The 16,337-nt window shown below is 65.7% G+C and carries 15 protein-coding genes; 7 read left to right on the top strand and 8 right to left on the bottom strand.

Annotated elements, in window-relative coordinates; genetic code table 11:
* Nucleotides 1-13 precede the first annotated feature (13 nt).
* Complete coding sequence (locus AC1DIX_RS07875) at nucleotides 14-1,054, bottom strand: sensor histidine kinase (RefSeq protein WP_442122865.1); 1,041 nt, start codon at nucleotides 1,052-1,054, stop codon at nucleotides 14-16.
* A gap of 183 nt (nucleotides 1,055-1,237) precedes the next feature.
* On the opposite strand from AC1DIX_RS07875, the gene AC1DIX_RS07880 reads away from it, so the two are divergent.
* Nucleotides 1,238-2,584, top strand: a complete 1,347-nt coding sequence (locus AC1DIX_RS07880) for a glutamine synthetase family protein (RefSeq protein ID WP_477323363.1) — start codon at nucleotides 1,238-1,240, stop codon at nucleotides 2,582-2,584.
* A 46-nt stretch (nucleotides 2,585-2,630) separates the two neighbouring features.
* Here AC1DIX_RS07880 and AC1DIX_RS07885 read toward each other — a convergent pair whose 3' ends face one another.
* Nucleotides 2,631-4,232: a response regulator gene (locus AC1DIX_RS07885; RefSeq protein WP_477323365.1), complete on the bottom strand. Its 1,602-nt coding sequence runs from the start codon at nucleotides 4,230-4,232 to the stop codon at nucleotides 2,631-2,633.
* Between the two features lie 169 nt (nucleotides 4,233-4,401).
* On the opposite strand from AC1DIX_RS07885, the gene AC1DIX_RS07890 reads away from it, so the two are divergent.
* Together AC1DIX_RS07890 and AC1DIX_RS07895 are read left to right on the top strand one after the other, a co-directional pair.
* A complete protein-coding gene (locus tag AC1DIX_RS07890) occupies nucleotides 4,402-5,181 on the top strand; it encodes a DeoR/GlpR family DNA-binding transcription regulator (protein WP_442122868.1) in 780 nt (259 codons plus the stop codon).
* Nucleotides 5,178-6,335, top strand: coding sequence for an MFS transporter (locus AC1DIX_RS07895; protein ID WP_477323367.1), 1,158 nt, complete (start codon nucleotides 5,178-5,180; stop codon nucleotides 6,333-6,335). The genes AC1DIX_RS07890 and AC1DIX_RS07895 overlap by 4 nt, the downstream gene beginning before the upstream one ends.
* Before the next feature lie 34 nt (nucleotides 6,336-6,369).
* Here AC1DIX_RS07895 and thpR read toward each other — a convergent pair whose 3' ends face one another.
* A complete protein-coding gene (thpR, locus tag AC1DIX_RS07900; RefSeq protein WP_477251546.1) occupies nucleotides 6,370-6,885 on the bottom strand; it encodes an RNA 2',3'-cyclic phosphodiesterase in 516 nt (171 codons plus the stop codon).
* Nucleotides 6,886-6,901: 16 nt separating this feature from the next.
* Complete coding sequence (gene panB / locus AC1DIX_RS07905; RefSeq protein ID WP_477323369.1) at nucleotides 6,902-7,771, bottom strand: 3-methyl-2-oxobutanoate hydroxymethyltransferase; 870 nt, start codon at nucleotides 7,769-7,771, stop codon at nucleotides 6,902-6,904.
* 156 nt (nucleotides 7,772-7,927) lie between these two features.
* Between panB and AC1DIX_RS07910 the strand changes: the two genes are divergently transcribed.
* The 4 genes from AC1DIX_RS07910 to AC1DIX_RS07925 all read left to right on the top strand — a co-directional run bounded on the left by AC1DIX_RS07910 (nucleotide 7,928) and on the right by AC1DIX_RS07925 (nucleotide 14,419).
* On the top strand, nucleotides 7,928-9,166 hold the full coding sequence (locus AC1DIX_RS07910; RefSeq protein WP_477323371.1) for an anion transporter: 1,239 nt from the start codon (nucleotides 7,928-7,930) through the stop codon (nucleotides 9,164-9,166).
* Between the two features lie 81 nt (nucleotides 9,167-9,247).
* Entirely contained in the window at nucleotides 9,248-10,009 is a 762-nt protein-coding gene (locus AC1DIX_RS07915; RefSeq protein WP_442122873.1) for a peptidylprolyl isomerase, read from the top strand.
* A gap of 46 nt (nucleotides 10,010-10,055) precedes the next feature.
* On the top strand, nucleotides 10,056-13,124 hold the full coding sequence (locus tag AC1DIX_RS07920) for a peptidase domain-containing ABC transporter (RefSeq protein WP_477251539.1): 3,069 nt from the start codon (nucleotides 10,056-10,058) through the stop codon (nucleotides 13,122-13,124).
* A complete protein-coding gene (locus tag AC1DIX_RS07925) occupies nucleotides 13,121-14,419 on the top strand; it encodes a sigma-54 interaction domain-containing protein (RefSeq protein WP_477323373.1) in 1,299 nt (432 codons plus the stop codon). Before AC1DIX_RS07920 ends, AC1DIX_RS07925 begins: the two co-directional genes overlap by 4 nt.
* Nucleotides 14,420-14,430: 11 nt before the next feature.
* Here the strand turns inward: AC1DIX_RS07925 and AC1DIX_RS07930 are convergent, their stop codons facing one another.
* The 4 genes from AC1DIX_RS07930 to AC1DIX_RS07945 all read right to left on the bottom strand — a co-directional run bounded on the left by AC1DIX_RS07930 (nucleotide 14,431) and on the right by AC1DIX_RS07945 (nucleotide 16,153).
* On the bottom strand, nucleotides 14,431-15,189 hold the full coding sequence (locus tag AC1DIX_RS07930; protein ID WP_477323375.1) for a PP2C family protein-serine/threonine phosphatase: 759 nt from the start codon (nucleotides 15,187-15,189) through the stop codon (nucleotides 14,431-14,433).
* Nucleotides 15,190-15,218: 29 nt separating this feature from the next.
* On the bottom strand, nucleotides 15,219-15,509 hold the full coding sequence (locus AC1DIX_RS07935) for a hypothetical protein (protein ID WP_477323377.1): 291 nt from the start codon (nucleotides 15,507-15,509) through the stop codon (nucleotides 15,219-15,221).
* Nucleotides 15,510-15,600: 91 nt separating this feature from the next.
* Nucleotides 15,601-15,879, bottom strand: a complete 279-nt coding sequence (locus AC1DIX_RS07940; RefSeq protein WP_477323379.1) for a hypothetical protein — start codon at nucleotides 15,877-15,879, stop codon at nucleotides 15,601-15,603.
* 19 nt (nucleotides 15,880-15,898) lie between these two features.
* Complete coding sequence (locus tag AC1DIX_RS07945; RefSeq protein WP_442122879.1) at nucleotides 15,899-16,153, bottom strand: hypothetical protein; 255 nt, start codon at nucleotides 16,151-16,153, stop codon at nucleotides 15,899-15,901.
* Between the last annotated feature and the right edge of the window lie 184 nt (nucleotides 16,154-16,337).

Below are 16,337 nucleotides of genomic sequence, written 5' to 3' on the forward strand. Positions count from 1 at the left end.
GGGCTTCCTTCATTCAGGCGGATTCGAGCGGGATCGACATCGTCACGACGAAACCGGCGCCGGGCGCGGTGGCGATCGAGAGAATGCCCCTGGCGCCGTACTCGAGCTGCAGGCGGCGTTCGACGGTGCGGATGCCGAGGCCGTTCGACTGCTTCACGATGGCGGGGTCGGCGCCGGGCCCGTCGTCGCCGACGGTCATGGTCAAGGCTCCGGCCTCATCGTCGACCCGGGTGCGGATGCGCAGCAGGCCCGGGCGGCTGTGCGGATTGAACGCGTGTTTGATGCTGTTCTCGACCAGCGGCTGCAGCGACAGCGCCGGCAGCGCGATGCGGGCGGCATCAATGTCGAGTTCCCACTCGACCTTCAGGCGCGCGCCCAGGCGCAGGCTTTCCAGCTCGAGGTAGTCGCGCACGAAGCGCAGCTCGTCTTCCAGGGTGACGCGGTCGCTGCCGCTTTTTTCGGTGTCGAGCACGTAGCGCAGCATGTCCGAGAACTGGAACAGCGCGGTCTCGGCGGCCTCCGGATTGCGGCGCGTGAGCGCGATGATCGAGTGCAGGGTATTGAACAGGAAGTGGGGGTTCAGCTTGTTGCGCAGGGCGTTCAGTTCGGAGGCGACCAGCAGGGCATGGGCTTGCTGGATGGCGATGGCCTGGCGCTGGCGCGTGGCGTTCAGGCGCACGACGTGGAAGGCGGCGGCGACGACGCCATAGGTCATCGCGCCGTAGAGGATGGGCCAGACGTACCAGCCCAGCGCCTGGCTGAATCCGTTGATCGTGGCGATCAGGCTGTAGATCGCGACAGGGTAGGAAAAGGCGCCGACGATATGAACGCATATCAAGCTTCCCAGCGCCAGGCGCTTGCGTTCCAGCCAGCCGCTCAGCGGCCACAGCAGGGCCAGGAACAGTGCCTGTGGAAGGCTCCAGAAAACCGGCGCCGAGGCACGCCAGTTGACGTGGCCATGCCGCAGGTCATCCGCCTGCAAGGCAATCGCCAGAAGGCAGAGGTAGGCGAGCCAGCCGCAGGCATAGATACGCCACATGCGGGCCGTGGCCATTCTTTCGGTCGTTTGCAATTCCATGCCGAAAGTATGACGGAGAAAACGCCGTGTGGAACAGGCAATGACGCCAACTGCGGGATTCAGGCAACGAATTGCGGCATCGGGACGCGGGTCCAGCCGCGCGCGGCGGCCTGCTGGCCGGTGCTATAGTCACCCGCAGCGGGGCAAGCGAGGGGTGCGATGGCCGAAGCGATCAGCGGGGACATGCGGGACTTTCTGCGAGAACACAACATCCACGAGGTCGAGTGCGTGATCGCGGACATGACCGGCATCGCCCGCGGCAAGATCCTCCCGAAAGACCTGTTCCTCACCGGCGAGCACATGCGCCTGCCGAAGAGCGTGCTGCTGAACACCGTCCACGGCGAGCAGCCGAACAACACGCCCTACGTCGGCTCGACCGATCCCGACATGATCTGCGTGCCGGACCCGGCCACGATCCGCGTCGTGCCCTGGGCCACCGAGCGGGTCGCCTGCGTGATCCACGATTGCCAGAACTTCGACGGCAGCCCGGTCGAGCTGGCGCCGCGCGCCGTGCTGCGGCGGGTGCTGGACAAGTACCGCGAGCGCGGCTGGCGGCCGGTGGTGGCGCCGGAGATGGAGTTCTACCTGGTCGCGCGCAACACCAACCCGCACGAACCCTTGAGCCCGCCAACCGGCCGCAGCGGCTTCACCGAGCAGGGCCGGCAATCCTATTCGATCGACGCGGTCAACGATTTCGATCCCTTCTTCCTGGAGCTGTCGGCCTTCTGCAAGCAGCACGAGCTGGGCGTCGAGACCCTGATCCACGAGGCCGGCGCCGGCCAGATGGAGATCAATTTCACCCACGGCGACGCGCTCGAGCTGGCCGACCGCGTCTTCCTGTTCAAGCGCGCGGTGCGCGAGACGGCGCTGCGGCACGGCATCTTCGCCACCTTCATGGCCAAGCCGATGGAGACCGAGCCCGGCAGTGCGATGCACGTCCACCAGAGCATCGTCGACGACAGCGGCCGCAACATCTTCTCGGACGAAGATGGCGGCGAGAGCACGCTGTTCCGTCAATTCATCGGTGGGCTGGAAAAATACCTGCCTCCAGCGACCTTATTATTCGCGCCCCATGTAAATTCCTACCGCCGCCTGTCGCGCTTCCAGTCGGCGCCGATGAACGTGCACTGGGGCTACGACAACCGCACCTGCGGCATCCGCGTGCCGAACGCCGGCCCGGTCAACCGCCGGGTCGAGAATCGCGTGCCGGGCGTGGACGTGAATCCCTACCTGGCGATGGCGGCGACCCTGGCCTGCGGCTGGCTGGGCATGACGGAAGGCCTGCAACCGGCCGCGCCGACGCCCGACAGCGCCGAGCACATCCACGGAGAACTGCCGCGCAACCTGGAGGACGCGATCCAGCAGCTGCGCGGCTGCGCGGCGCTGGCGGCGATGCTGGGGTCCTTGTTCGTGCAGGCTTTTTGCGAGGTGAAGGAGCTGGAGTTTGCGACGTTTTCGCGGGTGATCAGTTCCTGGGAGCGGGAGCATCTGATGCTGCTGGTGTGATACCTAGGGTCCCCGCCTGCGGGGACGAGGGTGCGAGCGCCAACGATCAAACGCAGGGCAGCGTGATCGTCAACCGCGTACGCCCATCCCCGCTATCCATCGAAGCCCCGCCACCCTGCACCTCGGCCATCAGCCGGATCGAATACGTCCCCAGCCCGCTGCCGTCTTCCTTGTCCGCCGTCGCGTACTTTTCGAAGAAGCGTCCGTGCATGGCCGGCGGCACTTCGCCCTCGTTGTCGATCGCCACGTGCAGCTTGCCGTAGCCCGGCGAGACGTCGATCCTGATCGTGCCGCCCTCCGGCGAGGCTTCGGCCGCGTTCTTGAAGGCGTTCGAGAACATCGAATAGCACAGCAGCGGTTCGCCCAGGCAGATCGTGTCGCTGGGCGCGTCGAAGCGGATCTCGATGGCGCTGGGCGCGAAGGCGAGGCGGGTCTGCCGGGCCACGCGCTCGAGCAGGGCGCCCAGGTCGAAAGCCTGCAGCGCCGGCTGGTACTCGCCCTTTTCCATGCGGTAGATGTCGAGCGTGCGGTTGATCATTTCGAGGGCATTGTTGGCCGCCATCTCGATCATGCGCGCGTGCTCGCGCTGGGTCTCGCTGAGGGAACTAGCCTGCAAGGCCTGGCTGCCGTGCAGGGCCACCGCCAGCGGGCTTTTCAGGTCGTGGCGGGTCATGCGTTCGACGTCCTCGCGCAGGTGGGCGTTCTCCACCAGCAGCTCGTTCTGGCGCTTCAGGTCGGCGGTGGCCGCGGCCAGGGTCAGGTGGGTCGCGATGCGCGCCTTCAGGATGGTCGGGTCGGCCGGCTTCGACACATAGTCGACCGCGCCCAGGCGCAGGCCGCCCACCACGTCGTCGACGGCGTCCTTCGCGGACAGGAAGATGATCGGGATGCCGGCCGTCTTCGGATTTGCCTTCAGCTGGCGGCAGGTTTCGAAGCCGTCCATCACCGGCATCATGATGTCCAGCAGGATCAGGTCGATCTGGAAGCTGTCGGCGATCTCGATCGCCTTGCGGCCGCTGATCGCCACCTTGATCGCGTATTCGTCCTTCAGGGCGCCGGCCAGGATCTCGATATTCGTCGGCACGTCGTCGACGATCAGCACCGTGCTTTTCTTGATGCGCTCGGCCAGCGGCTGCTGCAGGCCGATCACGTCGGCGGCGCCGGCCGCTGCCCGCAATGGTGCCGGCGGTGCCGCCGGCGCCGGGGAAGCGGCAGGCGCGGGAGCGGCCGGGTGCGCGAACGGCGAGGCCGGGGCTTCCTGGGGCGCGCCGATCATCGCCATGAATTTGCTGGCGAAACTGTGCACCGTGAAGGGTTTGATCATGTAGGCGTTGACGCCGGCCTGCAGCGCGCTGCGCACCGAGGCCGGGTTCGACTCGGCGGTCAGCATCATGTACCGGGTCCCGGCGTAGCGCGCGTCCTTGCGCATCCAGCCCAGCAGCTCGAGGCCGCTCATGATGGGCATGCTCCAGTCGCCGATCACGACATCGATGTGTTGCTTGCGCATCAGGTCCTGGGCCGTCTTGCCGTTTTCGGCCTGGAAGATGTTGACGAAGCCGAGTTCGGTCAGCACCTGGCGGACCGCGGTGCGGATCAGCAGATAGTCGTCGACGATGAGGATGGAGGCGGACTTGTCCATGATTTTCATGTGTTTTTCTACCGGCCGAGTGTAACAACGAATAATCGTCCAACCAACTATCAGGCCACAATTTATTGCCAATATGCATACTAAATATGCATATTCGTGCATTTTAATTGCGTTTATTTGCACGTTTGCGCCTAAATATGTACATTATCGCGAACAAACAGGAGAAGCAATGCAGTTAGCAGAAGAACGTCGGCAACAGATCGTCGACATGGTGGACCAACAGGGGAAGGTGCTGGCGGCCGAGCTGGCGCTGCGCTTCCAGACCTCCGAAGACACGATCCGGCGCGACCTGCGCGATCTCGACGCCGCCGGCCTGCTGCGCCGCGTGCATGGCGGCGCGATGCGGCGCACCCGGGCCGAGCCCAGCTTCGGCCAGCGCAGCGACGATGCCGGCGACCGCAAGGCCATGCTGGCCCAGGCGCTGGTCGACGCCGTGCGCCCCGGCGACACCATCCTGGTCGATGCCGGTACCACCAACCTGGCCTTCGCCCGCCTGCTCGAAGACGGGCGCGCCGCCGCCGTCATCACCAACAGCCCGCAGATCGCGCTGGCATTGGGCGAACTGCGCAAGACGAAGGTGATCCTGCTGGGCGGGATCTACGCGGGCCATGCCGGCGCCGTGCTGGGTGCCCAGACCGTGGACGAGATCCGCAGGCTGCGCGTGAACCTGGCCGTGGTCGGCGTCTGCAGCGTCGAGGCCGACCGCGGGCTGGGCGCCAGCGATGCCGAGGAGGCCCAGGTCAAGCAGGCCATGCTGGCCTCGGCCAGCCGCCGCGTGGTCGCCGTCCTCAACGAACGGCTGGAGGCGCCGGCGCCCTTCCTGATCGCGCCGCTGATCGATGCCGATCAGCTGGTGCTGGAAGCCGACTGTCCGCCCGACGTGCTGGAGCGCCTGCGCCAGCTCGACCCCACCCCCGACATCAAACTCGCAGCGAAAGTCAAAGCATGAAGCCGGTCGAGAACCTTCAACCCGCCAGCGTAGCGACCGTGAATGCGGCGCGCTGGGCCATCTCCATCGTCTTCCTGCTGAACGGCACCGGGATCGGCCTGTGGGCGGCCCACATGCCGCTGGTCCAGGCGCGCGCCGGCATCGATACCGGCACCCTGGGCTTCCTGCTGTTGACCATCGCCGGCGGCGCGATCGCGGCGATGCCGGTGTCCGGCTGGATGTCGGCGCGCTGGAGCACCCGCAGCGTTACCCTCGCGAGCGGCGGACTGTTCGCCGTCACCGGCGTGCTGCTGATGAACGCGGACGGCCTGCTGCCGCTGTTCCTGGCGGCCTTCGCCTTCGGCGCCAGCAACGGGGTGCTGGACGTGTCGATGAACGCCAACGCCAGCGAGGTGGAAAGCGCGCGCGGCATTCCGACCATGTCGTCCTTCCACGGCTTCTTCAGCCTGGGCGGGCTGCTGGGCGCGGCCCTGGGCGGCATGCTGATCGGCGCCGGCCTGGGCGACGGCCGCGGCGCGCTGATGGCGGGGATCGCGATCGCCGTCATCGTCGCGCTGTGCTCACCCTATGTGCTGCGGGTGGCGCCCTCGAAGCACGAGAGCCATTTCGCGCTGCCGCGCGGCCCGGCGCTCTTCCTCGGCCTGCTCGGCATGCTGTGCTTCGCGGTCGAAGGCGCGCTGGTCGACTGGAGCGCGCTGCTGCTGACCGAGCGCACCCGCGCGGAGCCGGCATCGGCGGCACTCGGCTATTCCGCCTTCTCGATCGCGATGGCGGCCTGCCGCTTCGCGGGCGACCGCCTGGTGCTGCGCTTCGGCGCGATGCGGGTGATGGTGATCGGCGGCCTCGGCATGTTCGCCGGGCTGACGCTGGCCGTGCTCAGCACCCACTTCGTGCTGTCGGCCTGCGGCTTCGCGCTGATCGGCCTGTCCGCGGCCAACGTGGTGCCGCTGATCTTCGCGGCCGCCGCGCGCATTCCGGGCATGTCGGCCGGCGGCGGACTGGCGACGGTGGCGACCCTGGGCTATGCGGGCCTGTTGCTGGCGCCGCCGCTGATCGGGTCGGTGGCGGCGCATACGAATATTGCGGTGGCGCTGGGCATCCTGTCCGTGTCGGGCGTCGTGATCGCGGCCAACGCGCGCGTCGTGAAGCGATGATGTGCATCGTGGGCTCACCGAGCCCACGCAAAAGTCAGCGGTACTCGCGCAGCACTGTGTAACCGTCGCCATCCCCGGTCTTCGACTCGACCATCGTGTAATGGTCGATCTGCCAGTCGATCACCGGTCCATTCTGCGGAATCTCCGCACCGCGAGCCCGCCGCGCCATGGTCACGTGCGGCCGATAGGTCCGCGCCTCCGGCTCCAGCCCCAGGCCGGGCAGGGCGCCCGAGAGCGCGGCATGCAGGTCCAGCAGCGCCTGCGGCACCGAAGACGGCGCCAGCACCGCAACCCCGTTATGCCACAGCTCCGCCAGGTCCAGCTTCAGACGGAACGGAGACATGGGAACGGCCAGGCCGTCGAGCAGCGCAGGCAGGGACTCGCTTGGCTGGTTGCCGAGGAAGTGCAGGGTCAGGTGCAGTTTATCCGTGTGGACCGGCGAGGCGCCGCGCGGCCAGTCCCACAGCTCGCGCCATGCGCGCAGCTGCTCGCGCACGGCCGGATCCGGCCACAGGGCCAGAAAGAGGCGGGTGGTCGAAGAAGTCTCCATAGCCACCCTCCGCCGGTCAGAAGCAGTGTTCCGGTGCCGGGAAGCTGCCGTCCCTCACCGCCGCCACATAGGCTTCCACCGCGGCGTCGATGCTGGTCTGGCCATCCATGAAATTCTTCACGAAGCGCGCCTTGCGGCCCGGGAAGACGCCCAGCAGGTCGTGCATCACCAGCACCTGGCCGGAGCAGTCCGGGCCGGCGCCGATGCCGATGGTCGGCACGTGCAGCAGCTCCGTTACTTCCTTGCCCAGGCTTGCCGGCACCGCCTCCAGCAGCACCATGGCCGCGCCGGCGTCCTGCAGGGCCTGGGCATCGCGCTTCAGTTGCTCGGCGCCGGCGTCGGTCTTGCCCTGCACCTTGTAGCCGCCCAACTGGTGCACGAATTGCGGGGTCAGGCCGATGTGGGCGCAGACCGGGATGCCGCGCTCGGTCAGGAAGCGCACGGTGTCGGCCAGCCAGGCGCCGCCCTCGATCTTGATCATCTGGGCGCCGGCGCGCATCAGCGTGGCGCAGCTGTCGTAGGCCTGCTGGTTGGTGCCGTAGCTGCCGAAGGGCAGGTCGGCCAGCACGAAGGCGTGCTTGCGGCCGCGCACCACCGAGGCGGTGTGGTAGGCGACGTCGGCCACCGTCACCGGCAGGGTCGAGTCGTAGCCGGCGCAGACCATGCCCAGCGAATCGCCGATCAGCAGCATGTCGACGCCGCAGCGGTCCATCAGCGAAGCGAAGCTGGCGTCATAGCAGGTCAGCATGGCGATTTTCTGGCCGGCCGCGCGCATCGCCAGCAGCGAAGGCAGGGTAACCGCTTTGCGGGCCGGTTGCGCCGGGGCCGGGCTCTCGCCGCCCGAACCTGCGCCTGCCATCTCCTTGCCCTGCAAATATCCGCTCATCGTTTTTCCTTTACTAATCGTGAAAAAGCCGCCGGGAGTGTTTCGCCGACGGCGTAGTGTAATGCCAAGACAGGTTTCCTGCCGGGGTGCCGCAAACTGGCGGTGGGCAATTTTATTAGCTTGTTAGAATCGGGGACAGTTTGCGATTGAAACAATATGACTACCACGATCCTTATTATCTTTCTTATCGTTTATCTCGGCATGATCCTTGGGGGGCTGCCATTCCTGAGGCTCGACCGGACCGGGGTTGCCCTGCTCGGGGCCATCGCACTGATCAGCATCGATGCCCTGAGCCTCGAGGACGCGGTGGCTGCCATTCATTTGCCGACGATGGCCTTGCTGTTTGCCTTCATGGTCGTATCGGCGCAAATGCGTCTCGGGGGATTCTACGACTGGATCACCCGCAAGCTGGCCGGCTTGTCGCTGGGGCCGCCGGGGCTCCTGGCGGTGCTGGTCGTGATCGCGGCCGCACTCTCGGCCGTATTCAGCAACGATATCGTCTGCCTGGCGGTTGCCCCGGTGCTGATCGATGCCTGCAGGCGGCGTGGCCTGGCCCCGATACCTTTCCTGCTGGCACTTGCCTGTGCCTCCAATATCGGCTCGGCCGCGACCTTGATCGGCAATCCGCAGAACATGCTGATCGGCCAGACCTTGCGGCTGTCGTTCGACGGCTACTTCCTGGAGGCGATCGCTCCCGTCGCGCTGGGGCTGCTTGCAAGCTGGGCCCTGGTCGTGTGGCAGACCGGTGGTCGCTGGCAGGACGCCGGCGATACCGCGGCACAGTCGGTGCCGGCTCCCGAGCCGCACACCGCGGAAGTGCCCTTCGATGCCTGGCAGACGGCAAAGGGACTGGCCGTCGCCGGCGTGCTGCTGGTGGCGTTCCTTGTCGCACCGTGGCCGAGAGAGCATATGGCGCTCATCGGCGCCGGCATCCTCCTCATGAGCCGCCAGTTGCGTTCCCAGAACATGCTGGGCCTGGTCGACTGGGAGCTGCTGGTTTTATTCATGAGCCTGTTCGTCGTCAACCATGCATTCCAGCGCACCGGCATCGCCGCGGATCTCGTCGCCCGCCTTGGAGAACACGGGGTGCAGCTGGATCATCCGGCACCCTTGTTCTTTGCGACTTTCCTGCTTTCCAACCTGGTATCCAACGTTCCCGCCGTGATGCTGCTGATCCCTGTGGTCCACCACGAGATCGGCGGTGCGCTGCTTGCGCTGGTGAGCACCCTGTCCGGCAATTTGCTCATCGTCGGCAGCATTGCGAACATCATCGTGGTGGACGCCGCGGCCAGGCGCGGCATCGCCATCGACTGGAAACGCCACGCACGCGTCGGCATACCGGTCACCCTGGCGAGCCTGGGCGTCGCCGGCGTCTACCTGGCGCTGCGCTTTTAACCGGCACCGTCCCGCCGACATTGACTTTGCCCGACGGCCTGCTACAACGGATAGGACGAGGACGTCGACGAGGGAGAGACCATGGCCGGGATTGTGCGCATCGACGACACCGTCATCGATACGGAAGACTTCATCCGGACACTCAAGCTGACCGGGCAGTTCGAAGGACTCGTCGAGCAGATGGTACGCGACAAGCTGACCGTGCTGGCGGCGAAAAAGCAGGGCGTGCAGCTGGCCCCGGAAGCGATCCAGGAGCGCGCCGACCAGTTCCGGCGCATCCAGGGCCTGCACCGGGCGGCCGACATGAACCACTACCTCGACGTGCTGGGCATCAGCCTGGACGAGTTCGAGGATTTCATCGTCGACAGCCTGACCCAGGAAAAGATGATGGAACAGGTGTGCAGCCCGCAAGCCATCGAGCACTATTTCAAGCTTAATTCGCCGAAGTTCGACAGCGTCGAGATCAGCCATATCGTGCTCGACTCCGAAGGCAAGGCCAAGGAAATGATGTCGGCGCTGGCCGACGATCCGGACAGCTTTGCCGAGATGGTGAACGAGCATTCGGTCGGCGATGCGCGCGAGAACGGCGGGGTGATCGGACGGGTACTGCGCGGGTCGCTGCGACCCGACATCGAGGCGCGCGTGTTCAATGCCGCGGCGGGCGACCTGCTGGGCCCTTTCCCCTCGGCCGACCGGACGTTGTTCGAAATCTACGCGGTCAACGCCAGGCATCCCGCGGCGCTGGACGAGGACACCACCGTGGAGGTGCGCCGCCTGCTGCGCGAGGAATGGCTGGCGGCGCGGGCGCAGGAGCACATCATCGAGGCCTGTCCCGCGCGTTGAGCTGGCGGCGGCCGCAACATGAGGGACGGGTTCGCGGGACACCGACATGGACTCAGTTGCGAAACAAGAGCAATCTCCCGCCGAATTCCTGGCCGCCGTCGAGATCCTGTCCGTCTTCACGGCCGAGGAGCTGGAAACGCTCGCGGCCGCGATCGAAACGCGTGCCTACGCCTTCGGCGATACCATCTGCAGCGCGGGCGACGCCGCCGATGGGCTGGTCGTCATCCGCTCCGGCTCGGTACGCATGTTCAGCGAGGAACATGGCAAGGAAACCAGCATGGGCGTGCGCAAGGCGGGCGAAGTGTTCGCCGAGATCGCCATGCTGCGCAGCTATCGGCACGAGCTGTCGGCGCGCGCGGCGCTGAAGACCGAGCTGTGGTTCATCCCGCGCACGGCGATCGAACCGGTCGTTGCCCGTAACCCGGCGGCCCTGGACTTCATCAACAACTATGTGGCGGTCAGCTCGGCAGGCGGCCTGGTTGCGCGGCTGTTCGATTTGCGCGGCAAGGTCAGCAAGCCCGAGCTGGACGATTTCGTACGCAGCGTCGGCGTCAAGCGCGTCAGCGCCGGCAAGGAGATCCTGAAGCAGGGATCGCGCGACGACCGCCGGCTGTACGTCGTACGCCAGGGCGAAGTGCGGGTCGTGGTCCACGACAGCAGCGACGAATTCGTGCTGGCCACGCTGGGCCCAGGCGAGATCTTCGGCGAGCGCGCCTCCCTGATGCGCCAGGAACAGCCCGCCACGGTACTGGCCTCGACGGACGCCACCGTGCTGGTCATCCCGGAGAAGTCCGCGCATTTCATCCTGGAGCGCAATGCGAAATTCCGCGAGGTGATCGAGGAGCGCATCCGCTTTCTCGAACGCGAACTGCATCGCCAGAAGAAACTGGCGGAGCGGCGCAAGCGGCCCGTCGTGCTCGATCTCGCATCCAGTCCGGGGGCCGGAGAAAAAGTCATCAAGCGCTTTGCCTGGGTCGAACAGGCCGAGGAAATGGATTGCGGTGCCGCCTGCCTTGCGATGCTGTGCCGCCATTACGGCATCAACATGACGCTCGGGAAGCTGCGTGAACTTGCCAACGTGACCGCGCAAGGCGCCACCCTGGACAGCCTGGCGCGCGCCGGCGAGGCGCTCGGTTTCGGCACCCGCGGCGTGCAATGCACCTTCGATGCGCTGCAAGGCTTCGAGCTGCCCTTCATCGTGCACTGGGAGGGGTATCACTACGTGGTCGTCTACGGTGTCTCGCCAAGCCAGGTCTGGGTCGCCGATCCGGCCGTCGGCTTCAAGAAGATGAGCGTGGAAGAGTTCGAACGGGGCTGGAGCGGCACCTGCCTGGTGTTCACCCCCGGCGAGCAGCTGCTGCAGCTGACGGCAACCCGTTCGCCATGGCTGCGCTTCGTCGGCTACCTGCGGCCCTACAGGAAAATCCTGCTGCACCTGTTCCTGGCCACCTTCGTGATCCAGATGCTGGGGATCGTCCCGCCCCTGATCATCCAGAACATCCTCGACGGCGTGCTGGTACACCAGAACGTCGGCCTGCTGCACCTGCTGATCCTGGGCCTCGTCATCTCCACCGTGTTCACCCAGGTCATGTCGACCCTGCGCGCCTACCTGTCCAACTACATGGTACGCAACCTCGATTTTTCGATGATGGCGCAGTTCTTCAAGCACACGATGTCCTTGCCGTATTCCTTCTTTGCCAAGCGCAAGACCGGCGACATCCTCGCGCGCTTTTCGGAAAACCAGACGATCCGCGCTTTCCTCACCGAGTCGACCGTGACGACCCTGCTGAACCTGCTGATGGTCTTCATGTACTTCACCATCCTGTTCTTCTACAACGTCAAGCTGACCCTGCTGCTGATCGGCTTCGTCATCCCGATCGTGGCGCTGACCGTGCTCGCGACACCCCGTATCAAGGAGTACGCGCGGGAGGTGTTTGCCGCATCGACGGATGCCCAGTCCTTCCTGATGGAGGCGCTGGGCGGCATCGAAACCATCAAGGGCATGGGCAGCGAGCGTCCCGTGCGCCTGAAATGGGAAAAGAAATACGTGAAGGCGCTCGAGACGCAATACCGTTCCCAATCGTTCAGCATCCTGGTCGGGCTGGCAAGCCAGGTATTGAATTCGGCCACCACGATCGTGATCCTGTGGGCCGGTGCGAGCCTGGTGCTGGCACGCGAGCTGACCATCGGCCAGCTGATGGCCTTCAATGCCCTGATGGGCAGCGTGCTGGGGCCCCTGATGGGACTGGTGGGCCTGTGGAGCCGCATGGGCGACGCCACGGTCGCGATGGAGCGCCTCGGCGACGTGCTCGACATCGAACCGGAACAGAAGCCCGCCGACGTCGCGGCGCGCGTCGTGCTGCCCGACCTGCGGGGCGAGCTCAAGCTGGAGCACATGTATTTCCGCTACGGCGGCGATGACACGCCTTATGTGCTCGAGGACATCGACATCGACATCAAGCCGGGCCAGCTGGTGGCGATCGTCGGCCGCAGCGGTTCCGGCAAGACGACGCTGGCGAAGCTGCTGGTGGGCTTCTATCCGCCCAGCGAGGGCAAAATCTTCGTCGACGGCTATGAGATGAACGTCATCGACCGCGGCTATTACCGGGCCCAGGTCGGCTATGTCATGCAGAGCAACCTGCTGTTCTCCGGCACCATCGCCGAAAACATCGCCAGCGGCGACGACAGTCCGGACCGCCGCCGCGTCGAGGAAGTGGCGAAGATGGCCGATGCCCATGCCTTCATCAGCAAGCTGCCGCTCGGCTACGAGCAGGTGGTGGGCGAGCGCGGCGTCGGCCTGTCCGGCGGGCAGGTGCAGCGCCTGTGCATCGCGCGCGCTCTCTACCACGACCCGCGCCTGCTGGTGTTCGATGAGGCGACCTCGGCCCTCGACACCCAGTCGGAAAGCAATATCATGGCGAATATGGAAGCCATCCTGGCCGGCCGTACCGCCGTCATCATCGCGCACCGGCTCAGCACGATCATACGGGCCGACAAGATCGTCGTGCTCTACGAAGGAAAGATCGTCGAACAGGGGCGCCATGAGGAATTGCTGGCACGGCGCGGCATGTACTACGAGCTGGTGCAGAAACAGCTGGGTGCGGGGATGTCATGAAACTGTTCAATCCCGGCGGCGAGCGCGGATCGGCGATGTCGTATGCGGCCTTGCTGGAAAAGATCGAGATCATGCGCTCGACCCTGCGCTGGGCCACCCGGCTCGAACGTCCGGACGTCGACAAGCTGCTGCGCCAGGCGAATACGCTGCGCGACGAGGTCATGCAGCTGTCGCACAAGGAGCGTTTCGTCCAGGCCGTCGGTGCCGACATGGAACGCCGGACCGGGGAAGAACCGGTCGCCGAACCGCCGAGCGGCGAACGGCGCCGCGCACTGCTGGCGCGCAGCTTCGTGTTCGAAGGCACCTTCGGCGACAACCCCAAGCTGCTCGACGCCCTCGAGATCGCCGAGAAGGCGGCGCCCACCGACCTGCCCGTGCTGGTCGACGGCGAAAGCGGTACCGGCAAGGAGCTGATGGCCAAGGTGATCCACGCCAACGGCACACGGGCCGACAAACCCTATATTTCGGTCAACTGCGGTGCGATTCCCGACAGCCTGCTCGAATCGGAACTGTTCGGCCACAAGAAGGGGGCGTTCACGGGCGCCTCCAACGACCGCAAGGGAAAGTTCGAGAGCGCGCACAAAGGCACCATCTTCCTCGACGAGATCGGCGAACTTCCCTTGCCCGGCCAGGTGAAGCTGTTGCGCGTGCTGCAGTCGCACGAAATCCAGCGGGTCGGTTCCGACGAGACGATTGCCGTCGATGCGCGCATCGTCGCGGCGACCAACAAGAACCTGCGCAAGCTGATCGAGCAGGGCACGTTCCGCGAAGACCTGTTCTATCGTCTCAGCGTGATCCACGTGACCTTGCCGCCGCTGCGCGAACGCAAGGATGAGATCCCGCTGCTGCTGGCCTATTACGGCGACGAGGCGGCGGAGGCCCTGAAGCGGCGGCCGGTGGCGCTGACGGCGCGCCTGCGCGATTTCCTGCTGCGCTACGGCTACCCGGGGAATATCCGCGAACTGCGCAACATCATGTACCGTCTCGCCTGCCTGGCCGGCGAGACAGCCGACCTGGCGCACCTGCCGGAAGACATCAGGCCCGCGGCGGCCGGCACGACCGCGACACCAGGCGCTGGGGCGACGGCGGAGGCGCTCGCGGCAAGCGTGTCGCTGGCGGAAGCCAAACGGGCCGCCAGCGACGAGGCCGAGCGCCATTGCCTCGAGCGGGGATTGCAGGAAGTCGGCGGGACGGTAGCCGAGCTGGCGCGGCGCTGGGACATGAACCGCTCCCACCTGCAGATCCTGTTGAAGAAGCACGGCCTGCACTCGAAGGATTTTCGCAAGACCCACTGAGCGCACAGGTACTACAGTGCGGGGTTCATCAGGGTCTTGTCGCCCGACATGTCCGAAACACGTGCCACGATGACCGTCACATTGTCGCGGCCGCCATTTGCCAGCGCCAGCCCGACCAGGGTCTGCACCGCCTGGGCGCAATCGCCGCAGGCGAGCGTCTCGCGGATCGCCTGCTCGGGCACAGGGTTGCTGAGGCCGTCGCTGCACAGCAGGAAGATGTCGCCGTCCTGCGTTGCCAGGGTCGTCACGTCGAGCTCCAGCACATCGCTGGCACCCACCGCCCGGGTGATCATGTTGGCGCCGACCGCCGCCGCCGCCGCATCCTCGCCGCGCGCGCGCAGTGCCGCCGCCTGGCTGTGATCGCGCGTGAGCTGCTGCAGGCGGCCATGGCGGTACAGGTAGATGCGGCTGTCTCCTGCCCACAGGCAGGCGGCCTCGGTTCCGCAGGCGAGCAGGACGACGGCGGTACTTCCGATGACCGGCACCTGCCGCACGCGCGCTTCGGCACGCAGGGTCGCATTGACTTGTCCGAGCCGCTCGCGCGTGGCGTCGATGCATTGCGCCATGTCGGTGGGAAGCGGCAGATTCTCGAGCGTATCGACGACTGTCCGGCTCGCCACATCGCCGAAGGCATGTCCACCCATGCCGTCGGCCACAGCCCACATGCCCCGCTGCGGCTGGTCCAGGTAGGCGTCCTCGTTGCGGCTGCGCACCCGGCCCACGTCGGTGTGCGCGGCGGAAGTCCAGTGGAAGGTCGTGTTACAGCTCATGTGCGGCTCGGATCCGGTTCAGGTCCGGCTCAGGTTCGATGCAGCGCCTTGTTCAGGCTGCTTTCGTCCACGCTCAGGTTCAGGTTGGCGTTCGCGCCGGTGTTGTTGACCGAGACCATCTGGTACTGGTTGATCATCTGGTCGGCAAAATTATTGATCTGGTAGAAGTTGATTACCGGGAATTGGCTTGGTCCCGCCTCCAGATAAGGCTGAATCCAGCCAAAGACCCAGGGCGCGCCATCGCCGCCATGGATCACCGACATTGCCTTGTGGTCCAGCGCCATGTTGGTGGGAAGATCTTTGACGGTAATGGTAGCCATGATGCCTCTCCGTACTGGAAGAAGGGAGACCGGAGGCCGGTCTCCCCAGTGTAGTCCAAATTTATCGGTTTTCCGACTGCCGTGCATGCCCTCAGCGGCGGACGATGGTGTTGCCGCCGCGTTGGGTCGCGTCGTTGTCCACGTGAACACCGTCGACGAAAGCGGCGCCGTTGGCGGTGGCGGTCAGGACATTCTGTTGCTGGCCCAGGTTCTGGACTGCGGAGATCGACGAGTCCTCGCTGCCGCCATAGCTCAGGTTTCCGAACGACCAGGACGGCGAACTTACTCTCCAGCCGCCGCGCACGGCGGACATGGTGGGACGGTCGAGTTGCTCGCTGCGGGCGAGGTCGGTGATGGTCAGGGTTTTCATGACGGTTCTCCCGGGTGGCTCAGAGTGCGGCGTGGTTCGCGCCCCACAGCGAGGCGGCCAGCTGGACGTCGGGGCCGACGAAGCCGGCGCCGATCACGGCATTGTTGTTGAGGACGTTTACGCTGATCTGCTGGAACTGGCCGAGCTGCTGGTTGACGTTCACGTTCACGTTGATGTCCTTGCCGAGGGCAGCGATGCCGCCCCGGACCGTCGACATTGCCTGCCTGTCGAGTGCGGCGCTGTGCGCCAGGTCGTGGATTGCGATGGATGACATGATGTTCTCCTGTTTAGTCCTGGTCGACTATCTCGTCAGCCGACGATCTTGTTCTGGCCGTTCTGGTGGACCTTGCTGTCCACGCTGACGCCGCCCAGGAAGGCCGAGTCGTTGGCGGTGGCCGTCATCACGTTCTGCATCTGGCCCAGGTTCTGTGCGGCGTTGATCGACGAGTCGTAGCTCG

The sequence above is a fragment of the Massilia sp. 05N420 genome (assembly GCF_056397205.1).

Coding starts and splice junctions, on each gene's coding strand:
- AC1DIX_RS07875 (WP_442122865.1), bottom strand. CDS start 1,054: ATGGCCACGGCCCGCATGTGGCGTATCTATGCCTGCGGCTGGCTCGCC.
- AC1DIX_RS07880 (WP_477323363.1), top strand. CDS start 1,238: ATGGCCGAAGCGATCAGCGGGGACATGCGGGACTTTCTGCGAGAACAC.
- AC1DIX_RS07885 (WP_477323365.1), bottom strand. CDS start 4,232: ATGAAAATCATGGACAAGTCCGCCTCCATCCTCATCGTCGACGACTAT.
- AC1DIX_RS07890 (WP_442122868.1), top strand. CDS start 4,402: ATGCAGTTAGCAGAAGAACGTCGGCAACAGATCGTCGACATGGTGGAC.
- AC1DIX_RS07895 (WP_477323367.1), top strand. CDS start 5,178: ATGAAGCCGGTCGAGAACCTTCAACCCGCCAGCGTAGCGACCGTGAAT.
- thpR (WP_477251546.1), bottom strand. CDS start 6,885: ATGGAGACTTCTTCGACCACCCGCCTCTTTCTGGCCCTGTGGCCGGAT.
- panB (WP_477323369.1), bottom strand. CDS start 7,771: ATGAGCGGATATTTGCAGGGCAAGGAGATGGCAGGCGCAGGTTCGGGC.
- AC1DIX_RS07910 (WP_477323371.1), top strand. CDS start 7,928: ATGACTACCACGATCCTTATTATCTTTCTTATCGTTTATCTCGGCATG.
- AC1DIX_RS07915 (WP_442122873.1), top strand. CDS start 9,248: ATGGCCGGGATTGTGCGCATCGACGACACCGTCATCGATACGGAAGAC.
- AC1DIX_RS07920 (WP_477251539.1), top strand. CDS start 10,056: ATGGACTCAGTTGCGAAACAAGAGCAATCTCCCGCCGAATTCCTGGCC.
- AC1DIX_RS07925 (WP_477323373.1), top strand. CDS start 13,121: ATGAAACTGTTCAATCCCGGCGGCGAGCGCGGATCGGCGATGTCGTAT.
- AC1DIX_RS07930 (WP_477323375.1), bottom strand. CDS start 15,189: ATGAGCTGTAACACGACCTTCCACTGGACTTCCGCCGCGCACACCGAC.
- AC1DIX_RS07935 (WP_477323377.1), bottom strand. CDS start 15,509: ATGGCTACCATTACCGTCAAAGATCTTCCCACCAACATGGCGCTGGAC.
- AC1DIX_RS07940 (WP_477323379.1), bottom strand. CDS start 15,879: ATGAAAACCCTGACCATCACCGACCTCGCCCGCAGCGAGCAACTCGAC.
- AC1DIX_RS07945 (WP_442122879.1), bottom strand. CDS start 16,153: ATGTCATCCATCGCAATCCACGACCTGGCGCACAGCGCCGCACTCGAC.